This is a genomic window from Methylomonas sp. Uni0009 (genome assembly GCF_054188105.3).
In genome coordinates, this window is the sequence record NZ_JBTAFN010000001.1 from 97,681 (window position 1) to 109,871 (window position 12,191).

At 52.5% G+C, this 12,191-nt stretch carries 13 protein-coding genes; 9 read left to right on the forward strand and 4 right to left on the reverse strand.

Going from position 1 to position 12,191, the window contains the following annotated elements:
- Positions 1 to 9 precede the first annotated feature (9 nt).
- Together ACWAU0_RS00480 and ureC are read left to right on the forward strand one after the other, a co-directional pair.
- Entirely contained in the window at positions 10 to 327 is a 318-nt protein-coding gene (locus ACWAU0_RS00480; RefSeq protein WP_033158911.1) for an urease subunit beta, read from the forward strand.
- The gene (ureC, locus tag ACWAU0_RS00485; RefSeq protein ID WP_033158910.1) at positions 324 to 2,027 is read left to right on the forward strand and encodes an urease subunit alpha; all 1,704 of its coding nucleotides are present in this window, start codon (positions 324 to 326) and stop codon (positions 2,025 to 2,027) included. Before ACWAU0_RS00480 ends, ureC begins: the two co-directional genes overlap by 4 nt.
- A 94-nt stretch (positions 2,028 to 2,121) precedes the next feature.
- Here ureC and ACWAU0_RS00490 read toward each other — a convergent pair whose 3' ends face one another.
- The gene (locus tag ACWAU0_RS00490) at positions 2,122 to 2,691 is read right to left on the reverse strand and encodes a hypothetical protein (RefSeq protein ID WP_033158909.1); all 570 of its coding nucleotides are present in this window, start codon (positions 2,689 to 2,691) and stop codon (positions 2,122 to 2,124) included.
- An 85-nt stretch (positions 2,692 to 2,776) separates the two neighbouring features.
- Complete coding sequence (locus ACWAU0_RS00495; protein WP_129871365.1) at positions 2,777 to 3,133, reverse strand: hypothetical protein; 357 nt, start codon at positions 3,131 to 3,133, stop codon at positions 2,777 to 2,779.
- Positions 3,134 to 3,708: 575 nt separating this feature from the next.
- Here ACWAU0_RS00495 and ACWAU0_RS00500 point away from each other — a divergent pair.
- From ACWAU0_RS00500 to ACWAU0_RS00530, 7 genes are all read left to right on the forward strand, one after another.
- Positions 3,709 to 5,289: a hypothetical protein gene (locus tag ACWAU0_RS00500; protein ID WP_458138027.1), complete on the forward strand. Its 1,581-nt coding sequence runs from the start codon at positions 3,709 to 3,711 to the stop codon at positions 5,287 to 5,289.
- An 81-nt stretch (positions 5,290 to 5,370) separates the two neighbouring features.
- Complete coding sequence (locus ACWAU0_RS00505; protein WP_458138028.1) at positions 5,371 to 6,468, forward strand: IS5 family transposase; 1,098 nt, start codon at positions 5,371 to 5,373, stop codon at positions 6,466 to 6,468.
- 674 nt (positions 6,469 to 7,142) lie between these two features.
- A complete protein-coding gene (ureE, locus tag ACWAU0_RS00510) occupies positions 7,143 to 7,574 on the forward strand; it encodes an urease accessory protein UreE (protein ID WP_415878882.1) in 432 nt (143 codons plus the stop codon).
- A complete protein-coding gene (locus ACWAU0_RS00515; protein WP_415878883.1) occupies positions 7,564 to 8,238 on the forward strand; it encodes an urease accessory protein UreF in 675 nt (224 codons plus the stop codon). Before ureE ends, ACWAU0_RS00515 begins: the two co-directional genes overlap by 11 nt.
- Positions 8,239 to 8,479: 241 nt before the next feature.
- A complete protein-coding gene (gene ureG / locus ACWAU0_RS00520) occupies positions 8,480 to 9,097 on the forward strand; it encodes an urease accessory protein UreG (protein WP_205453674.1) in 618 nt (205 codons plus the stop codon).
- Between the two features lie 71 nt (positions 9,098 to 9,168).
- Positions 9,169 to 9,714, forward strand: coding sequence for a glutathione peroxidase (locus tag ACWAU0_RS00525; protein WP_458138029.1), 546 nt, complete (start codon positions 9,169 to 9,171; stop codon positions 9,712 to 9,714).
- A gap of 61 nt (positions 9,715 to 9,775) precedes the next feature.
- Positions 9,776 to 11,134 carry a DASH family cryptochrome gene (locus ACWAU0_RS00530; protein ID WP_458138030.1) on the forward strand — a complete coding sequence of 453 codons (1,359 nt, stop codon included), beginning with the start codon at positions 9,776 to 9,778 and terminating at the stop codon, positions 11,132 to 11,134.
- 24 nt (positions 11,135 to 11,158) lie between these two features.
- On the opposite strand, the gene ACWAU0_RS00535 is transcribed toward ACWAU0_RS00530, so the two are convergent.
- Complete coding sequence (locus tag ACWAU0_RS00535) at positions 11,159 to 11,575, reverse strand: DUF6691 family protein (RefSeq protein WP_458138031.1); 417 nt, start codon at positions 11,573 to 11,575, stop codon at positions 11,159 to 11,161.
- 14 nt (positions 11,576 to 11,589) lie between these two features.
- Complete coding sequence (locus ACWAU0_RS00540) at positions 11,590 to 12,006, reverse strand: YeeE/YedE family protein (protein ID WP_458138032.1); 417 nt, start codon at positions 12,004 to 12,006, stop codon at positions 11,590 to 11,592.
- Positions 12,007 to 12,191: the final 185 nt, after the last annotated feature.

The following is a 12,191-nucleotide window of genomic DNA, read 5'->3' on the forward strand; positions in this document are numbered from 1 at the left end:
GAGCAAAGCATGATTCCTGGAGAAATCTTCCCTGCCGACGGCGACATCGAACTCAACGCCGGCCGCGCCACCGTCAAAGTCCTTGTCGCCAACAGCGGCGATCGGCCAATACAAGTTGGATCGCACTATCATTTTTACGAAACCAACCCGGCCTTGCATTTCGACCGAGAAGCGGCGCGCGGCTTTAGGTTGGACATCCCGGCCGGCACGGCGGTGCGGTTCGAGCCGGGCCAGCAGCGCGAGGTGCAATTGGTCGAGTTTGCCGGCAAGCGCGAGGTCTACGGCTTTCGCGGCGAGGTGATGGGCGCATTGGAGACAAACGCATGAGCAAAATCAGCAGATCCGCTTACGCCGACATGTTCGGCCCCACCACCGGCGACCGCTTACGGTTGGCCGATACCGATTTGATTTTAGAGGTGGAAGCCGATTACACCATCTACGGCGACGAGGTGAAATTCGGCGGCGGCAAGGTGATCCGCGACGGCATGGGCCAAAGCCAGTTCGGCAACGACCACGCGGTGGATTTGGTGATTACCAACGCATTGATCATCGATTATTGGGGCATCGTCAAGGCCGACGTCGGCGTCAAGGACGGCCGCATCTTCAAAATCGGCAAGGCCGGCAACCCGGATGTGCAGCCCGGCGTGGACATCATCGTCGGCCCCGGCACCGAAGTCATCGCCGGCGAAGGCCAGATTCTGACTGCCGGTGGCATCGACGCCCACATCCATTTCATTTGTCCGCAGCAGATCGAGGAAGCGCTGTGTTCCGGCGTTACCACCATGATCGGCGGCGGCACCGGCCCCGCCACCGGCACCAACGCCACCACCTGCACGCCGGGGCCGTGGCATATCCAGCAAATGCTGAAAGCGCTGGACGGTTTGCCGATGAACTTTGGCTTGCTCGGCAAGGGCAACGCCAGCCTGCCTAGCGCTTTGGCAGAACAAATCAAAGCAGGGGCCATGGGCCTGAAACTGCACGAAGACTGGGGCACCACGCCGGCATCGATTGATTGCTGCCTGGGCGTGGCCGAGGATTACGACGTGCAGGTCGCGATCCATACCGACACCTTGAACGAATCGGGCTTTGTCGAAGACACTTTCGCCGCCTTCAAGGGCCGCACTATCCATACCTACCACACCGAAGGTGCCGGCGGCGGCCATGCCCCGGACATCATCAAGGCTTGCGGCTTGGGCAATGTGCTGCCGTCGTCCACCAACCCGACTCGGCCGTACACGGTCAACACCGTCGACGAACATCTGGATATGTTGATGGTCTGCCATCATCTTGATCCGAGCATCCCGGAAGACGTGGCTTTCGCCGAATCGCGCATCCGCCGCGAAACCATTGCTGCCGAAGACATCCTGCACGACCTGGGCGCGTTTTCGATGATTTCCTCGGACTCGCAAGCCATGGGTCGAGTCGGCGAAGTGGTGATCCGCACCTGGCAGACCGCGCACAAAATGAAGGCACAACGCGGCGCACTGACCGGCGACCCGGCCAGCAGCGACAACCTGCGCATCAAACGCTACATTGCCAAATACACCATCAATCCGGCCATCAGCCACGGCATCAGCCACGAAGTGGGCTCCATCGAAGCCGGCAAACTGGCTGACCTGGTGTTGTGGCAACCGGCCTTCTTCGGCGTCAAACCCAGCCTGGTGATCAAAGGCGGCCTGATCGCCGCCGCGCCGATGGGCGACGCCAACGCCTCCATCCCCACCCCTCAGCCAGTGCATTACCGGCCGATGTTCGGCAGCTTCGGCCGCACCGCCGCCAACACCTCGATGATCTTTTTGCCGCAAGCGGCGGTATCGGCGGGTGTTGCCGGGCAATTGGGCTTGCAGAAACGGGTCGGCACGGTGCGCAATACTCGCAACATCGGTAAGGCGGATATGAAATTGAACGACTACAAGCCGGTGATGGAGGTGTGCCCGCAGACTTATCAGGTCAAGGCGGATGGGGTGTTGTTGACTTGCGAACCGGCGGTGGTGTTGCCGATGGCGCAGCGGTATTTCCTGTTTTGAGAAGGGTCAGGGTTTTCGGTAGAGCCATCCGTGGCCCTGCCGAAAACAAACTGTATGCAACTGAAGCGATGGCAGTGTTTGCCATCCGTTAAAACTAGGAACCTGGGATATGGTTTTTGTGCGGTAGAACCGGTTCGTCCGTGGTGGTTGCGCCGGCTTCGAGTGGCTGAGCCATGGCATTGATGATTTCCGGCGGAGCACCGGATTGCTTTAGGCTTTCGCGTAGCTCGGCGCTCAATTCCGCGTTGGTTCGTTCGGATACCGGCTCTTCAGGCTGAACGGGCGTGGCGGACTCTTGATCTTTCAGAGTCTGCTCCAATTGAGCGACCTGCTCTTCCGGTAAGTGGTTGGCTCGCATCGACGCAATCAAGTCGGCATTGGCTTCGCTACGCGCAACCTCATCTTCGGGAGACAAGCCATTAGCGAGCGCCTGCCGTTGCTGTTCGTGAGGGGGCAACCGAATTTCCTTAGAGACCGGGACGTTTGTCCGCGACATATCCAGCTTTCTGTTAGCGCCGACCGCGATAACTGGCGCGGAAACTGAAGCGGTATTCTCCGGCAGCGCCGCTGAATGGCTGTCGCCGCGACCGGGGAATTGCTGACCGGCAAAATATCCGCTCGCAAAAACGCTAGCCACACCCAGTATTGAGACAAGTTTGTTCATGATCTTGACCTAGGTTGATGTTACTCAGAGCGGAATCTCGGTCGGATGGGCCAGACCAAAGATTCCGCATGATCGGATGCCGCGATTAGTACTCGTACAGATAGGATAAAGTACCCAAGTAGCGATAAGAGCCGGAGGTTGGGCAGGCAGCAGTGCCTGAGTCACCATACAAATAGTAAGTTTGATGGTTTTGCAGCGCCATTTTGGCCTGAATCAAAGCCTCTTTGTTATAGGTGACGAAATAGTTGGTATAGGCTGGCAGTACGTTGTGTTCCGGCACGGTGTAGATATAACCGTATGTCGTACCGTTAACGTTATATTCGTAAACACCGGTGACATTCACCCAACCGGCGGAACAAGTCGCCGCATTGGCCGCACTGGCACCAAACATGGAAGCAGTAATGACAGACAGCATTAGAAACAGATTTTTGATAGTTTTCATGACCTTCACCTTTTGTAAATTAAACACGAGAGTGGATGAGTTAACGCTGTACTTGCTTCTCGGGTAAAAAATTGGCCTACCTGAAAATTCAAGGGCAGCGTGTCCTTAGGCATTTACGCTGTGGTTTTACTGGCGGCGTAATTAGCGGGGACGGTGATAATTTAGGGAAACTGAAGGGTTTTCTCTGTTAACTTTCTGGCTGAAGAAGTGTGAGGTTTTTCACAGTTTTATGAGGATATAGCTTTGCTGGGGTTTTGTGTCGCTGTCGCGACGGATGTTTTATATGTCGGTTCGCGGACCGACAACCGCGATACTTTCTTTTGCGTGGCCAAAAGAAAGTATCCAAAGAAAAGGCCACCCGACATTCCGCCTTAATCCTGCGCGTCTTGCTTTCGGCGAGGGTTTTCGGAAGGGGCTTCCCAGCCCCTCCGAAAACGAGCGGCATCCCTGCCGCTCCCCTACGGGCTAATCTCACCAAATACCCACGGGGCACAAGAGCTGCGATGCTCGGGGCGGAATAACGGGAGTAAACCCATCGTTGTATGAATGGTTATTGAATAATTTGTAGGATTTAAATGTTTGCTAAACCACCACTTCTTACTATTCAGCAAGGCTCGAAAGGTACGTTTGTATCCTGGTTAGAAGACCTAGGTCTTAAAGATTTTCTGAAAAACCATCCATTGTCAAAGCTAGAAGAGTGGGGATGGCTTGTACCCCAACACCGAGTTGTTTTTCCAGTTGGGTATTTTTTAGCTTGGCAAAATTTCCCTTTATGTCCTGCTGAAATAGATTCTACGAAACCTGCATTTGATACTGAAGATTGCTTGTGGGCTTCGGAATGGTGCGTTGAAAAAGATCAAAGCCCGCTTTGGTTTTTGCATCCTTTTTTCCAAGCTACCGCTTCGAGTTATGATTTGCTTCGTAAAAATAATTACCGAACCACACCAATACCAGACGCATTTGTTCATCCCTATCGTTCGATCTCAATAACTCCCTATGCTGACTATTTTTTTCATTGGCAAGCCTATGCACTGATTGACGTTGTATGTAGAGCCGATTATTTTCAGCCTATTCTCAATACACCAGATATTGAAGAACGTGCCGAATCCGTTATACGGTACGCTACACAACTTAAGCAAAACGATATAAAGCCTACTGATGTACTCAGTGAGTCTAATCACTGGGGTGGATTGGCTGAGCCGATGACATGGCTCTCTCATTACCGCGCGTTTCGCGACGCTTTGTGTGGCAATGACGATCAAAATCTACAAATAAAAGGTGCGAAACAATTAGCTGAGCATTTAGGTATCAATGCAGAAATACTTGAAGAAGCTATCGAAACAAAATTACTTAGGTTGGCACAACGTTGGTTGTGGGCTAACGAAAAGCACAGTAAATGGACTCTCCAAGCTTGGCCTTATCTTCAGAAAGACATTAGGCTTGCTTTGGAATGGCTTTACATTCTGAACGATAATGACCTCGCCTTCTATTTGGATAAATGGGCCTATTCGTCTTTTGGTGAACGAGAATGGGCAGAGTTAAGTAGAGTTTTACCCTATGAGTTTTTTGAAGATAAACGATATTTTTTACGTTATTTGCCTTTTTATAAAAAACATTATGAATATGTACTTCCAACAGATCAAATACTCAAGAATTTGGTAGATAGGTTGCAATCGGCTAATTATCTTTTTGGTAGTTTTTTAAATGCATTTCGTCAGCTTCACGAAAACTTAGAACGTAACCCAAAACAAAAAAGTAATTTGGAATTTAGAACATTACGTCCACTTGATTATTACTCGTTACTGGCGATACGAGCCGAAAGTTGTCTTCGTTACGCGCTGGGTTATGACCGAGAGGAAAATATTTCGGAAGAGAATGATAAAAAAGGGTTGACTGATTACATAAGAGAACTTGCTAGACAAAGAAATATATCTGATAGCGTCGTTGATTATTTCGAGCAGAAAATAAATGATAACCGGCGAAAATATACAAAAGCCGGCCAATATACTCAACCAAAAAAATCGAACGACCCTATCGGTGAAATCATGAACATTGAATGCGCCGATGAAAGGAGCAATTGTTTGTTGAAAGCATTCTTATCCTGTCTTTTAGCAAGAAACTATTTTGCTCACCATACCTATTTAGCAGGCTGGTGAAAAACTCGAAAAGCCAAGTAAGCTAAGGCATAGATGAGCGGCTAACTGTTAAAATAGGCTACCTAAATTTGGAGCCTTTCAATGCGCGGACACGATGCCATTCAAAACAGCTGGTTCAGCTATGTTGGCCTGGAAGACCGTATTCCCAAACAGCATCCGTTGCGTCGTTTACGGCTACTGGTTGATGGCGTATTGGCCTCGATGGATGCCGTCTTTGCCGAGCGTTACTCGCACACAGGCCGTCCCTCGATTGCCCCTGAAAAACTGCTGCGCGCCTTGCTGTTACAAGTCCTGTATACGGTCCGTAGCGAGCGTCAGTTGATGGAACAACTGGACTACAACCTGTTGTTTCGCTGGTTTGTCGGTCTGGGCATCGACGACGCCGTGTGGGAACGCACAGTGTTCAGTGCCAACCGCGAACGCCTGCTGTCCGAAGCCCTGAGTCGCGAATTTTTTGAGCGGGTACTGGCCATAGCCGAATGGCAAAATCTGGTGTCCGACGAACACTTCAGTGTCGACGGTAGCCTCATTGAAGCCTGGGCCTCGCACAAAAGCTTCGTCAAAAAAGATGGTAGTGGTCCCGATAAACCCGCCGGCCGCAATCCCGAGATCGACTTCAGTGGCGAAAAGCGCAGCAACGCCACCCATCAAAGTACAACCGATCCCGAAGCCCGGCTTTACAAGAAAGGCGAATACACCGAGGCCAAACTGCGTTACATCACCCATGCCTTGTCCGAGAATCGCAACGGCCTGATTGTCGATGTCGAAACCACTCAAGCCACCGGCACCGCCGAAATCGAAGCCGCGCAAAAAATGATCAAACGCCGCGTGCCCCAAGGTGGCAGCGTCGGTGCCGACAAAGGCTATGACCAAGCGGCGTTCGTCAACGGACTCGAGTCCCGTGATATCAAAGCCCATGTGGCCCGCAAAAAGATTGGCAGTGCCGTCGACGGCCGCACCGCGCGCGGCAAAGGTTACGCCCAAAGTCTCAAGCGCCGCAAAATCGTCGAAGAAGCCTTTGGCTGGGTCAAAACGGTCGGCGGCCTGCGCAAAACCCGTCACATCGGCTTAGCCAAAGTCGCGGGTCAGGCCTTGTTTTGCTTTGCCGCCTACAACCTGACGCGCATGCTCAACCTATTGGTGTTCACGCCGAAACCGGCGTGGAGTGCACCCGCCTAGGGTGAAGTTCGCCTGAAAACCGTCCACAGACGGCTTCAGGCGAATAAAAAGCCCTTGAAACCGGGGCAAAACGCTTGAAACTCGATGTCATGACCGATTTCAACTCGAAAAAATCACGAACATCGTGGGTAAGGGGAAATATCGGCGGGTTTTTCACCAGCCTGTTAGACAAGGAATTGATACGAACTGAAAAATCAGCTTTTATGTTAACCGGTATTTTAACTACGGTTTTAGTTCTGTTGGATGACTCGGTCGATTATAGTTAAGTCGATGCGAGTTCCGGCCTCTACGTTTTTACGATCTACTTATGAATTTGGGATGGTTTTGGTCCCGTTATTCCGCCCCGAGCATCGCAGCTTTTGGCGAGATCAGCCCGCAGGGGAGCGGCAAGGATGCCGCTCGTTTTCGGAGGGCCAGGGACGGCCCTTCCGAAAACCCTCGGCAAAAGCGAGAAGCGCAGGATTTAGGCGGAATGTCGGGTGGCCTTTCTTTTGGTGACTTTTCTTTGGCCAAGCAAAGAAAAGTCACTCGGCTGTCGGGCCGAGACCCGACTTTAGAATAACCGTCGCGACAGCGACACACATTATTTAACGAAAGCTAGAGCTTTCGAGACATCGTTCCCAAGCTGGAGCTTGGGAACCAGCGTGACAAGCAAAATCTAACCAAACCAAACAATGTTAAAACTCACCGAAACCACCCAAACCGAAGAAACCCCAGACGACACCCTCACCCTCCCCTTCGAGGCCCGGCAGAAATCCCGGCAACCCGCCACCACCCAAGGTGGTATTCAAGTCGGAGTGTTCCTGCCAAGGGGCCAAACCCTGAGACACGGCGCAATCCTCACCAACGGCCAGGGCTTCAAGGTGCGAATCAACGCCGCGCCGGAACCACTGTCGGTAGTGAAATGCACCGATCCGTTGCTGTTTGCCCGCGCTTGTTATCACTTGGGCAATCGTCACGTAGCCTTGCAAATCCTGCCCGGCGAATTGCGGTTTTTGACCGACTATGTACTGGATCAAATGCTGATCGGATTGGGTTTGACCGTCGAGCACGACACTCTGCCGTTCGAACCGGAAGCCGGCGCTTACCACAGCCATGGTCACTAATTTAAGCCTGCTGCGGCTGCTGCAACTGGTCAGCCCCAGTTTGCCGATTGGGATGTACAGCTATTCCCAGGGACTGGAGACTGCTGTGCACGACGGCTGGGTAACCAATGCCGAGCAAACCGGCGATTGGCTGCGTGGTTTATTGCACAACGGTTTAGGCAAGGTCGATGCACCGTTGTTGGCGCGACTGTACGACGCTTGGCAGATTAATAACATTGAGGCTGTCACGCATTGGAGTCAAACCCTGACCGCTTACCGCGAAACTGCCGAATTGCGCGCCGAAGACAGGCAAACCGGTCAGGCCCTGGCGCGCTTGTTGGTCAAGTTAGAGATGCCGGAAGCCCAGGTTTGGCAAAAACGGCCCGATGCTACGTTGGCGACCTTGTTTGCTTTGGCGGCGACACGCTGGCAAATCGATAAAGCCGATGCGATAGCCGGTTATTTATGGGGCTGGCTGGAAAATCAGGTGTTGGGCGCGATTAAATTGGTACCGCTGGGCCAGGTGGCGGGGCAGCAGTTGTTACAAGGTCTGGCCGGCGAGTTGCCGGGCTTGGTCGAGAGCGCATCACAATTGAAAGACGATGAAATCGGCGGCAGTTGTTTTGGTTTGGCCTTGGCCAGCAGCCGGCACGAAACGCAGTATTCGCGGCTGTTTCGGTCGTGATGCTATGAGGTTTCGCGTGGGCACTTATCGTGTCCACCCTACGCTCTTTATCGCAGGTATTCCGTTCGGGCCGAGCTTGTCAAAGCCCTAGGTGGCAGGCCCTTCGACAGGCTCAGGGCGAACGGTTTTTAAAGGCTGGAATAATTCGCACCAACCGATAAACGCTGCCTCAACACAGCGCAGTGGAATCGAGATTTGGCATTTTTAAATCCCGGATAGTGTCGGGGCAACTGGAGACAACATGAACGACAAACAAATTTTAAGAGTAGGCATCGGCGGCCCGGTGGGTTCCGGTAAGACAGCGCTGGTGGATGCCTTGTGCAAGAGGATGCGCGACGATTACGAAATCGGCGTGGTCACCAACGATATTTACACCCGCGAGGATCAGCAGTTTTTGATTCGCAGTCAGGCGCTGCCGGAGGAACGCATTCTGGGCGTAGAAACCGGCGGCTGTCCGCATACCGCCATCCGCGAGGATGCCTCGATGAATCTCGCCGCGGTTGACGATTTGATCGAACGCTGGCCGGAGCTGGATTTTGTGATGGTGGAAAGCGGCGGAGATAATCTCAGCGCGACCTTCAGCCCGGAATTGGCTGACCTGACGATTTACGTGATCGATGTCTCTGCCGGCGACAAGATACCGCGTAAAGGCGGCCCCGGCATCACCCGTTCGGATTTATTGGTCATCAATAAAATCGATCTGGCGCCTTATGTCGGCGCGTCGCTGGAAGTGATGGACCGGGATGCCAAAAAGATGCGCGGCGAACGACCATTTGTGTTTACCAATATCAAAACCGGCAATGGCTTGGAAGCGGTCGCTGACTTTATTGTCAAGCAAGGCATGCTGCAAACGCATTAATGGCGATAGTCAGCCAAGGTTGACTTTTAACCAGTACTGGTATGCTCAAGGATAAATAATCAGGAGGAACCATGATGAAAACCGCGTTTTTAGTCGCCAGCCTCTGGGCGTGCTCCGTGTCGGTAGCCGGCGCCGAGCCTTGCCCGGAATTGCTGAATTACAAGATGACCAAGCTTCGTTCCAGCGAGCAAATCGATTTTTGCCAGGCGTTTCAAGGCAAGGTGATCCTGGCCGTCAATACCGCGAGTAACTGCGGCTACACCCCGCAATTCAAGGGCCTAGAAGCCTTATATCAAAAATATAAGGATCAGGGTTTGGTGGTAGTTGGCTTTCCGTCCAATGATTTTAATCAGGAGTTCAGCGAAGCGGAAAAAACTGCAAATGTCTGTTACATCAATTACGGCGTCACGTTCCCCATGCTGGAAAAAAGTCAGGTGAAAGGCGCGGCAACGAACGGTTTCTTCCAAAAACTGATTAAAGCCACCGGTCAGGCGCCGGCCTGGAATTTTCACAAATATTTGATTGATCGCAGCGGCAACAGCGTGGCGGCCTTCCCCAGCGCTGTGACGCCGGAACAGCTGGATTCTAAGATCAGCGCCTTGTTATCAGCTAAATAGGGTTGTAAACCTCAGCTCTCGCCGGCGGCATGCCGGCATTTTTTATCAGGACGAGACGGCAATGCGCAGAATTGGACTTTACTGGTTTGGTAATGATTTGCGGGTGCATGACAACGCCAACCTGCAACAAGCCAGCGCGGTCGTCGACCAGTTGCTTTGCGTGTTTTGTCTGGACCCTGCCTGGTTGGCGCCCAACCCATACGGGATGGCTAATTTGTCGGCACAGCGTTGGCGATTTTTGAAAGAAGCCTTACAGGATCTGGATAGAAATCTTCAGCAAGTCGGACAACATCTGCTGGTTTGTTACGAAACACCGCTTGCGGCCATCGGTGGGCTAGTGGCTAAGCATGGCGTATCGGTGATTTATCGCAGCCGCCATGCTGGTTTTCAGGAGCGGCAACAATGGCTGGCACTGCAAAAACATTTGCCGGGTTTGCGTTTTGTCGAATCCGACACGCAAACCCTGTTCAACCTGCACGAATTGCCTTTTACCCAATTGCCGAAGTCCTTCACGCCGTTCAAGGATAACGTCGAGCGATTGCGGGTCGATCATCCTTTGCTGCCGCCCGATGCGCTCCCCCCCAGCCCTGAACCCAAATCGGATTGGCTATTGAATTTTCCGGTGTATTTGCCGGCCGTTTCAGCACTCGATGCTGAGTTGGCGTTTCATGGCGGCGAGACCGCCGGTAAAAAACAGTTTAAAGCGTATTTTCGCAGCAGCTACCCCAGCCGTTACAAAGACCTGCGCAACGAACTGGACGGTTGGGAAAATTCAACTAAGTTTTCGCCTTGGCTGGCCCATGGCAATCTGTCGGTAAGAAAAATTTATTCCAGTTTACGCCGCTACGAAGCAGAGAATGGCGCCAATGAATCCACTTATTGGCTGTATTTTGAATTACTCTGGCGGGAGTATTTTCAATGGTACGCCCACCAATACGGCAAGCATCTGTTTGCGTTTCGAGGCATCAAACAACGCAAACCTTTAACCTGCTTTTATCCGGAACGCTTTCAAAAATGGTGTAACGGTTACACACCCTATCCATTAGTAAATGCCTGCATGAAACAACTGAACGCCACCGGCTATATGTCCAATCGCGGCCGGCAAATCGTCGCCAGTTGTTTGGTCAATGAATTGGCGGTGGATTGGCGTTTCGGTGCTGCTTATTTCGAACAGCAGTTGCTGGATTATGATGTGGCCAGCAATTGGGGAAATTGGCAATATCTGGCCGGTGTGGGTGCGGACCCGCGCGGCCAGCGGCATTTTGATCTGGAAAAACAAACCCGACTGTATGATCCGGACGGCAAGTTTATCCGCAAGTGGCAGGCTGAACTCCGCAATTTGCCATTGGATTCAGTGGATGCGGCCGATTGGCCCGTGGACCCGGCTAACGCGAAATTGGCTTCGATCCTAAGGGCTTAATCCTTAACTGATAGGAGTGGCTTTTTAGCGTTGATGTAACAAGCGAAACCACCAAAACCCGACAAACATCGCAGCAACAAACGCATAATTACCCAACACGCCCGCAGTTAATCCTAGCAAAGCCGGCCCCGGACAAAAGCCGGATAAGCCCCAACCGACACCAAATATCGCCGCTCCAACAATCAGTTTGGCATCAACCCCGGCCAGCATAATAGCCGAAGGCTCTTGCTCGCGATCCGCCGTGTCGTTATTGCGATGCATCAAGTAGCGCGCCAGCCCCAGCGTCAATAAGGCACTTGCCATGACCAAGGCCAAACTGGGGTCCCACGCCCCGGCCACATCCAAAAACGCCAATACTTTGGCTGGGTTGCTCATACCTGCCACGATCAAGCCCAGCCCAAACAACAGCCCGTAGGCAAATAAATAAACGGTATTTTTCATCGAGAATTTCCGGTTTAGAGCAGGTGCCGAACAATAAACACAGTAATCCCGGCTGTCAGCATGAAGGTTAGCGTTGCAACGATGGATCGCGCGGACAAGCGAGCGATACCGCAAACGCCGTGCCCACTGGTGCAGCCGCCACCCAGCCGGGTGCCATACCCAACCAGCAGACCGGCAATTGCCAGCAAACCAGGCGAGGCTGCCAAATCCAACGTAATGTCTGCACCGCTTAAGCGATAAAGAGGCCCACTCGCCAGCAGGCCGGCCAGAAACCAGCCGCGCCAGACACTGCTCTCGTTCCAAGGCGGTAACATGCCTGCGGCGATGCCGGAAATCCCAGCGGTATGCTTATGAGTAAACAACAGCAAAGCGGCGGCCAGCCCAATCATGGCTCCCCCGGCCAGCGCGGATAAAATCGTCAAATAGTTCATGCGACATTCTTGCCAAAAATGGGCTATTGAAGCAGAAACCGCAACACCAAACCAGATTTACTAGCTTTAACGCCCGATTTAAGTAATCCAGCCCAGCCGCTTTTAGGGGCTGTTGCCATTTTGTCATAATCCCTTTGAAAATCGATTGGCGAGCCATATTGATTGAGTTTTCAATCAAACGATAA

What these genes read in the sequence shown, in the direction of transcription:
- ACWAU0_RS00490 (WP_033158909.1), bottom strand. Translation starts at nt 2,691, where the DNA reads ATGAACAAACTTGTCTCAATACTGGGTGTGGCTAGCGTTTTTGCGAGC.
- ACWAU0_RS00495 (WP_129871365.1), bottom strand. Translation starts at nt 3,133, where the DNA reads ATGAAAACTATCAAAAATCTGTTTCTAATGCTGTCTGTCATTACTGCT.
- ureE (WP_415878882.1), top strand. Translation starts at nt 7,143, where the DNA reads ATGTTAAAACTCACCGAAACCACCCAAACCGAAGAAACCCCAGACGAC.
- ACWAU0_RS00530 (WP_458138030.1), top strand. Translation starts at nt 9,776, where the DNA reads ATGCGCAGAATTGGACTTTACTGGTTTGGTAATGATTTGCGGGTGCAT.
- ureG (WP_205453674.1), top strand. Translation starts at nt 8,480, where the DNA reads ATGAACGACAAACAAATTTTAAGAGTAGGCATCGGCGGCCCGGTGGGT.
- ACWAU0_RS00480 (WP_033158911.1), top strand. Translation starts at nt 10, where the DNA reads ATGATTCCTGGAGAAATCTTCCCTGCCGACGGCGACATCGAACTCAAC.
- ACWAU0_RS00540 (WP_458138032.1), bottom strand. Translation starts at nt 12,006, where the DNA reads ATGAACTATTTGACGATTTTATCCGCGCTGGCCGGGGGAGCCATGATT.
- ACWAU0_RS00505 (WP_458138028.1), top strand. Translation starts at nt 5,371, where the DNA reads ATGCGCGGACACGATGCCATTCAAAACAGCTGGTTCAGCTATGTTGGC.
- ureC (WP_033158910.1), top strand. Translation starts at nt 324, where the DNA reads ATGAGCAAAATCAGCAGATCCGCTTACGCCGACATGTTCGGCCCCACC.
- ACWAU0_RS00515 (WP_415878883.1), top strand. Translation starts at nt 7,564, where the DNA reads ATGGTCACTAATTTAAGCCTGCTGCGGCTGCTGCAACTGGTCAGCCCC.
- ACWAU0_RS00535 (WP_458138031.1), bottom strand. Translation starts at nt 11,575, where the DNA reads ATGAAAAATACCGTTTATTTATTTGCCTACGGGCTGTTGTTTGGGCTG.
- ACWAU0_RS00525 (WP_458138029.1), top strand. Translation starts at nt 9,169, where the DNA reads ATGATGAAAACCGCGTTTTTAGTCGCCAGCCTCTGGGCGTGCTCCGTG.
- ACWAU0_RS00500 (WP_458138027.1), top strand. Translation starts at nt 3,709, where the DNA reads ATGTTTGCTAAACCACCACTTCTTACTATTCAGCAAGGCTCGAAAGGT.